Genomic DNA, 7,837 nt, shown 5'->3' with positions numbered 1-7,837 from the left:
TACCTTGGAACTTCAAACACTGACAAGTCGCCCCGTGGGTTCATGGGGCGGATACGCTTTAGTTACACGAAACCAGTAAACCTCTCTGACGTAAAGTGGACGTCAACAACTCAGAACGATATTGAAAATCTGCATGCATTTTACAGCTATTGGAACGCGGATAGTATGGATTTCAATGGCACTTACTGGACGGCGGATGGTGGTATTTATAACACCGCTTATGCGATAGAAGGGGAAAAGTACACTTTTGAAACAGTGATACCTGTAAATTCTAAAGCGCCTGCATTTGATGTGTTTGTTAATGGTCGTCAGGTCGCTCATAACATTAAAGCGGACAAAGAAAGTCTGTTTTTGAAAGTGAATGCATTTGAACAGAAAGGCGATCAGTTAGTCATTGAATTTAAGCCTCTTCAAAGTACAGGTGAAAAAATTATGCTCGATCACTTTTTGGTACGCAAGGCTGACTAATTTAGTCTGGACAGCTTAAATGAAACTTAAGCGCAATAAATAAAAAGGAAGCCCTACTTATGTTAAGTAGGGCTTTTTTTACACATTGTAAAATTACTTAGTAATTAGCGTACTTTGCTTAGCATTGAATTCAAAGTTCGAAGTCTTGGTTACCGATTTGGTTACGGTCGGAGCTACGCTACCTAGCATATCTCTCTTTGTCGTTCTTTCGTAATTGACAAGTTGAACTTGGTCACCTTTGAGAGTGCTCTCTAAGCAGTTAGCAACAGTGACCAGTTTCCCTGATGCGACTTTGAACTTGATTTTTTTACAGTAGTTAATTGTGTTGACTGATGGGTCTTTAACTAGGGTAAATTGTTCATCTGCAATCTCAACTTGGAGCGCGCTTTTGTTCAATTCAACCTGAACAGATGTGTGTGATGTTTCAATGCCATAATTTTCGATCATCAAACCCGTTTCAATTAAGGGCTTAGGAGCGACACGGTACTTATCATCGGACCTATATGCTGTATTTATTGTGTCCGTTTTTGAGTTATAGACAGTCGTCGGCTGAGTTGATGTAGCTTTGAATACATACGATTTGGTAACAGGATCTAGTTTACCATTACCCTTTAAGTAGGTTATTAACTCATCTCGGTTTGATACATTAAATTGCTTGAATAATAGTGAAGAGACATGATCAAGTGCATATACACTTTTTCTCACGTGGTTTTCAACCGCTACAGCTTTCAGGCTATCGCTCACAACGTCCAGCAGGTTGTTGTTCAAAAGGCTGTTTTTAGGAGTGTAATTTGCTCTAAGGTCTTTTGAAATAGATGCTAAGCCATACTTAGATACTTCAGCAGAAGTCATATAATGCATTCCTTGAGCCGGAGCAGCTTTCAGTGTAAACCAGTAGAAGCCGCTCGGATCTGGTAATCCCATCTTTTTATAATAATCAATGTAGGGTTTATGCTCACTATGACCAACAGGCAATGAAGCCCCTTGTAAAGACCCTTGTGCCCATGAGTGAACGCCTAATCGAGCACCTGGTTCAATCGTTCTTTTCACACCCGCAGCGAAAAGGTCAGTTCCCCCCGAAGCGACATGTCCAATAGAGCTAATGTACGTGTCTAATTTTTTCGCTCTTACTTTGTACGCTAGTTGAATGTTGGCATCATCATTCATAGAGCCACCCATATCGATGAAGTTCAGCGTTTTTGTATTCGGGTGAGCTTTGATCATATCGTCAAATGCTTTGGGGCTACCACTACATGCAACGCCATTGACACTCGCTATTGTACCCTTAATCTTGAAGGTTAAGGCTGTATCCCCTTGTAAGGGTTGCGAACATTTAGAGATAAATACCACTGGCTTTTGCGTTGGCTTAACTGTTGGTTTTTTCGCGGGAGTCGATGAGCCTCCTCCGCCACATCCGGTTAAAGTGATTAGTAGAGCTGCAGATAAAATGCTTGTTTTCATTGGGGTCCCTAAAAATTTATATTCACAAATTAATTAGTAAGAAGAATAATTTATACAGGACATCAATACTGTATGACTTTGTCAGGTGTTCATTACATAAAATTACAGTGCTTAACTATATGATGTTGATTTGTTGATTTGTTATCTTCGCGTCTAACCGCTTTTGAATCGAGAATACGCAGGAGAATTTGTGGGTGGGGAAGGGAGGTTGTGGGTAACGGAAATAATCTCGGGGAATAAAAAGACCTCCGTATATACGGAGGTTTTTATTTATCTGATACTGACTTCGTTAAAGAAGAAGCAAGCCGATATTAGAAGTTCGCAGAGCGTGGTGTACGTGGGAACGGGATAACGTCACGAACGTTGCCCATACCTGTTACGTAAGACACTAGACGCTCAAAGCCAAGACCGAAGCCAGCGTGAGGCACTGTGCCGTATTTACGTAGGTCGCGGTACCAGCTCATGTGCTCAGGGTCGATACCCATACCAATCATGCGCTCGTCTAGAATGTCTAGACGCTCTTCACGTTGTGCACCACCGATGATTTCACCGATGCCTGGTGCAAGTACGTCCATTGCTGCAACTGTCTTGCCGTCGTCGTTTAAGCGCATGTAGAAAGCTTTGATGTCTTTCGGGTAGTTCTTAACGATAACAGGTGCTTTGAAGTGCTCTTCAGCTAGGTAACGCTCATGCTCTGAAGACATGTCGATGCCCCACTCAACGTCGAATTCAAATTTCTTACCAGAATCTAGTAGGATTTGGATTGCGTCAGTGTAGTCAACTTGTGCGAAATCAGCGTCTACGAATTGCTCTAGACGAGTGATTGCTTCTTTGTCGATGCGAGAAGCGAAGAACTCAAGGTCGTCGCGGCGCTCTTCAAGAACAGCAGCGAAAACGTACTTAAGCATGTCTTCAGCCAGTTTTGCTACATCGTCAAGGTCTGCAAACGCAACTTCAGGCTCAACCATCCAGAATTCAGCTAGGTGGCGGCTTGTGTTTGAGTTTTCAGCACGGAACGTAGGACCGAACGTGTAAACCTTGCTTAGTGCACAAGCGTAAGCTTCAGCATTAAGTTGACCAGATACTGTAAGGAAAGTTTCTTTACCGAAGAAATCTTCGTTGAAGTCAACTTTGCCTTCGTCAGTGCGAGGTAGGTTTTCCATGTCTAGCGTCGATACGCGGAACATTTCACCAGCGCCTTCTGCATCAGATGCAGTGATAAGCGGAGCTGAAGTCCAGAAGAAACCTTGCTCGTGGTAGAAACGGTGAATCGCTTGAGATAAACAGTTACGTACACGTGCTACTGCGCCGATCACGTTTGTACGTGGGCGTAGGTGAGCAACTTCACGAAGGTATTCGATAGAGTGACGTGTCTTAGCCATTGGGTAAGTGTCAGCGTCTTCAACCCAGCCTACAACTTTAACGTCAGTTGCTGCTAGTTCGAAGTCTTGACCTTTCGCAGGAGACTCAACAATCTTACCCGTTACTTCAACAGAGCAGCCAGTTGTTAGCTTTAATACTTCGTCTTCGTAATTATTAAGATTATTAGGAACCACGGCCTGAATCGGGTCGAAACAAGAGCCGTCATAAATGGCAAGGAAAGAGATTCCAGCTTTGGAATCACGACGTGAACGGATCCAGCCGCGAACAGTTACTTCACTGTCTACCGCTAGCTTGCCGCCAAGTACGTCTGTTACAGGCGCGTAAGTCATGTTGATTTCATTCTCCATTGAGGGACAAATTCAACTCAAAGTCTCTGGCATTGCTGCAAATAAACATACATTTGCACAATAATTAGCCGAAACATTAAGTTGTATAAACTTTTTAAATCGATTGAACATATTACCTGTCATACCGACAGCTTCAACCTTTATTCTTGCTTGGTGAAAGAAATATTGTGTGTACTGACAATAAATGTGTTTGAGGGTGTGTTTTTTGTTCGATTTTTCCTTGTGATTGTTGATTTTAGAGAACTAGGGGAGTGGACTAGTGCGAATGGTTAAGGATTTTCATTACTTGTTGATCTGCTGTAATTAGAGTAGTTCAAACGACGGGACTGAAGGGCATTAACAGTTTTGGTTTGTTCAGAAATCGTTAATATTCGAAACCTTTGTTTGCAATATTGGTCGTGTGATTAAAGTGGCACTCACTCTATATTGTCAGCCATTCTGACCTGTGTAGGACAAACGCGATAAAAAAAAGCACAGGTGTTGATTTCGTTCTACTAAACAATCACCCACTAAAGGAGTTTAATGTTCACGTGTTAATTACGCCGCCTTAACCCCTGCATTCTCTCTACACCCGCACTTTTCGAGCGCTCGCTCATTCAAGAAAAACAGTCGATCAAATTATGTCTCAACAAGGCAGGGCTGGCTGTACAAGTAAAAGAGAATTACATGCTTAATTATTTAAAAAAACACTGGTTATCAAACGTTAAAGGAGATTCATTATCTGGGATTGTGGTTGCACTCGCATTGATCCCTGAAGCCATCGCATTTTCAATTATTGCAGGCGTTGACCCTAAAGTAGGGCTCTATGCCTCGTTCTGTATTTGTGTCGTCACTGCTTTGGTTGGCAGTCGTCCGGGAATGATTTCCGGTGCAACAGGCGCTATGGCGCTATTAATGGTCACCTTGGTGAGAGAGCACGGACTAGAATATCTACTCGCTGCTTCATCTTTAGCTGGCGTCATTCAAATCGCAGCCGGGTATCTTAAGCTTGGTAACCTAATGAATTTCGTTTCCAAATCGGTGATTACTGGATTTGTTAACGCGCTCGCGATTCTCATTTTCATGGCCCAGCTTCCTGAGTTGATCAACGTTCCTTCAAGTGTTTACGTGTTAGTCGCTTTGGGTTTGGCGATCATCTACTTGCTTCCATATTTTCCCAAGTTTGGTCGTGCAATACCTTCTCCATTGGTCGCTATTGTTGCCCTGACAATCATTAGTTTGTTATTTGGTTTAGATGTCAGAACGATTGGCGATATGGGCAAGCTTCCCGATTCACTGCCGGTATTCTTGATTCCTAATATCCCATTCACGTTCGATACGCTTGCAACCATCCTGCCATACTCTATCGCTCTATCTCTGGTTGGCTTACTGGAATCTTTGATGACAGCGACCATAGTCGATGATCTGACCGATACTGAAAGCAATAAAAACAATGAGTGTAAAGGGCAGGGAGTAGCGAACATCGTTGCCTCACTATTTGGTGGTATGGCGGGGTGTGCGATGATCGGTCAGTCGATCATTAACATCAAATCAGGTGGCTTAACCCGATTATCTAGTATGATCGCTGGGGTTGTTTTGTTGCTAATGGTGGTGTTTGTTTCTGATTGGTTGAAGCTGATACCGATGGCGGCTTTAGTATCTGTGATGATCATGGTTTCAATTGGCACGTTTTCATGGCGTTCTGTTGTTGAACTTAAAGATCACACGCTCCCTACTAATGTGACGATGCTAGCGACCGTAGCGGTGGTGGTGTTTACGCACAATCTCGCGATAGGTGTTGCAGTTGGCGTGGTGTTGTCAGCTTTGTTTTATGCGCATGCCAGCAAGTCGATGGTCTTTATATCTGATGAAGTGGTGACTAACGAACTGCACACCACCCATCGAGTAAAAGGCCATGTCTTTTTTGCTTCTTCAGATGCGTTTGTCGATCTATTTGACTATGACAAGGCCACGTCTTTAGTGACGATCGATATATCGGATGCATCGTTCCTAGATAACACGTCGGTTGAGGCGCTTGATAAGGTCGTGTTTAAGTTCCGAAAAAAGGGTGCTTATGTAGAGGTCGCAGGAATGGATACCGTGAGTGCGAATCTGATATTCAAGCACGCGATGTACCACAAGCATAAAGATTTAACCGCGGTTTCCATTACGCACTAATCGTGGTTTAAGGTGCTCTTAAAATCTTAAAGCCTGAACTAGACATTGTTATGAAGATAAAGCGCTCATCTTTGAGCGCTTTTTTGTTGATGTCGCTAGGGGAGTTCTAACGGCCTATGACTGACCTTTATCGTTGGTATTTGAGTTCGATAAGGTGAATTGGTTGATAAGAGATTCAAGGTGATCCGACAGCTCTTCTAAATCATTACTGATTCCACGAGTTTCAGCTGCAGACTGCGATGTGTTGTCGGCGTGAGAAGTGATGGTTTCAACTTTTTGTTGCACATCTTGGGTTGCTTGTGTGGTGGATTGCGTCTGTTGCTGAATATTTTGTGCATGAGCTAACACTTGTTTCATCTCTTCAACGACACCGTTCATCTCAACGGACAGTGCGTCGATATCTGTCGAGCTTTGATGTGCTTGTTCGCAAACGCGGTCAGCAGAATTCAGCGATTCTTCACTGCCTTGTTGGAACTGATGAATGATAGACTCAATACTGCCAGTAGCCTCTGCCGTTCGTGATGCAAGATTACGAACTTCATCTGCCACTACGGCAAAGCCGCGACCTTGTTCTCCCGCACGGGCCGCTTCAATCGCTGCATTCAAGGCTAGAAGGTTGGTTTGGTCGGCAATGCCACGAATCACACTCAATATTGAAGAGACTTCTCCAGTTTGCTCATTAAGTGTTTGTATCTTGTGTTTCACTTCTTCGATACTGCTCACTAGATTCTTAATCTCACTACTTGCATCATGTGCTTGGTTAGCACTCTTACATGCCACATCTGAGGTGTGATTGATGAGTTCTGACGCGGTTAAAGTGGCTTGTTCTACATTGACCTGTTGTGCTTGTATTCCTTCGACATTGTTTTGCACTTCTGTGGTTTCGTTTTGTTGATCGCTGGCGGCTTGCTCGGTAATTTGAGCAACGCTAGTCAGTTGATTGGCTGACGCATTCAGTTTGTGCGAAGTATCTTGTACCTTTTCTAAGCTGTTAGAAACGGTTCCCATGAACGAGTTGATGGCGTTAGCCAGCGTGCCAATCTCATCTTTACTTTGTTCGGGCAAACGAGTGGACAGGTTTTTATCGCTGCTTACTTGGGTCATAAACCGCGAAGTCTGTTGAAGAGGGCGAACGATAATCTTACGAATTAATCCCATCGTAAGAACAAACCCGGCGAAGGAGATAACCGCCATAATGCCTATAGCAGCCATGGTTTGAGTGTTGATCAGCGCGTTAACGTGGCTGAGGTTATATTCTAGGCGAATCGCGCCTAATACTTCACCTTCTGGTGCCATATGACATGCCACACAATTGGTGCCGCGATAGTTCTCGCTCGACTTCATTGGCAGAGCAATAACCAAGCCTTTACCCCAATCGGCAGAAAAGGGTTCGATAACAGTTTCGCCTGCTAGCGCTCGTTTATCGATATCATCAATAGGTGTTTGGTTGTCATTGCCAGGTCCGTACAATTTGCTCACTGCATCGGCGCGCAGTACACGAACATTTTCAATGCCTTCTTGCGCTAACGCTTTCTGACGAAGGGTCTCTTTTTGTGCCATGGTGCCAGTCAGCATCATCATATTAAGGCTATCGAAATAGTTGCTTGCCTTATCGTGAAGCTGCTCACTTAACACCGAGTTTACAAGTTGCTTTTGCTGCGAATATTGAAAGTAAGTCGATATTGCAAGCAAGAAAGTGAACACAATGGCGAGGGCTACTAGGATTTTAAAGGTGATTGTTGAGCGCATAAGGTGTTTGTTTTTATTAAGTATAATGACATGCATACTTTACGTGTAAGCGGCTCTACCACCTATGGGGTATAACCGATTGTGTGACCATACTCCGGTTGTGGTTATGTTTCTGTGATGTAGCGGGTTTGTAATGATGTTCTTTGGGCGAATGGATGGGAGTTTATCGCTAAATTTGAAGGGTATTAAAGCCCAATAAACGTACATAACTTAAATAAAAATCACTTTCTAAAAGGCACCTAATAGATGCCTTCTTCGTATTATTCAATCTG

4 protein-coding genes and 1 pseudogene are annotated in these 7,837 nt (G+C 43.4%); 2 read left to right on the top strand and 3 right to left on the bottom strand.

The features are described 5' to 3' along the window. Nucleotides 1-468 (top strand): annotated as a pseudogene (locus ACED60_RS12505) (hypothetical protein); the annotation flags it as partial. A gap of 93 nt (nucleotides 469-561) precedes the next feature. On the opposite strand, the gene ACED60_RS12500 reads toward ACED60_RS12505, so the two are convergent. Further along, complete coding sequence (locus tag ACED60_RS12500) at nucleotides 562-1,929, bottom strand: hypothetical protein (protein ID WP_371727687.1); 1,368 nt, start codon at nucleotides 1,927-1,929, stop codon at nucleotides 562-564. Between the two features lie 311 nt (nucleotides 1,930-2,240). Beyond that, nucleotides 2,241-3,641 carry an asparagine--tRNA ligase gene (asnS, locus tag ACED60_RS12495; RefSeq protein WP_004734710.1) on the bottom strand — a complete coding sequence of 467 codons (1,401 nt, stop codon included), beginning with the start codon at nucleotides 3,639-3,641 and terminating at the stop codon, nucleotides 2,241-2,243. 684 nt (nucleotides 3,642-4,325) lie between these two features. Between asnS and ACED60_RS12490 the strand changes: the two genes are divergently transcribed. After that, nucleotides 4,326-5,816, top strand: a complete 1,491-nt coding sequence (locus ACED60_RS12490; RefSeq protein ID WP_102249789.1) for a SulP family inorganic anion transporter — start codon at nucleotides 4,326-4,328, stop codon at nucleotides 5,814-5,816. A 114-nt stretch (nucleotides 5,817-5,930) separates the two neighbouring features. Here ACED60_RS12490 and ACED60_RS12485 read toward each other — a convergent pair whose 3' ends face one another. After that, complete coding sequence (locus ACED60_RS12485; protein WP_371727686.1) at nucleotides 5,931-7,565, bottom strand: methyl-accepting chemotaxis protein; 1,635 nt, start codon at nucleotides 7,563-7,565, stop codon at nucleotides 5,931-5,933. Nucleotides 7,566-7,837 lie beyond the last annotated feature (272 nt).

The sequence above is a fragment of the Vibrio sp. 1F279 genome (assembly GCF_041439815.1).
In the GTDB taxonomy this organism is placed as follows: Bacteria; Pseudomonadota; Gammaproteobacteria; order Enterobacterales; family Vibrionaceae; genus Vibrio; species Vibrio tasmaniensis_A.
This window is presented reverse-complemented; position numbering and strand designations above follow the sequence as displayed.

What these genes read in the sequence shown, in the direction of transcription:
- ACED60_RS12485 (WP_371727686.1), bottom strand. Translation starts at nt 7,565, where the DNA reads ATGCGCTCAACAATCACCTTTAAAATCCTAGTAGCCCTCGCCATTGTG.
- ACED60_RS12500 (WP_371727687.1), bottom strand. Translation starts at nt 1,929, where the DNA reads ATGAAAACAAGCATTTTATCTGCAGCTCTACTAATCACTTTAACCGGA.
- asnS (WP_004734710.1), bottom strand. Translation starts at nt 3,641, where the DNA reads ATGACTTACGCGCCTGTAACAGACGTACTTGGCGGCAAGCTAGCGGTA.
- ACED60_RS12490 (WP_102249789.1), top strand. Translation starts at nt 4,326, where the DNA reads ATGCTTAATTATTTAAAAAAACACTGGTTATCAAACGTTAAAGGAGAT.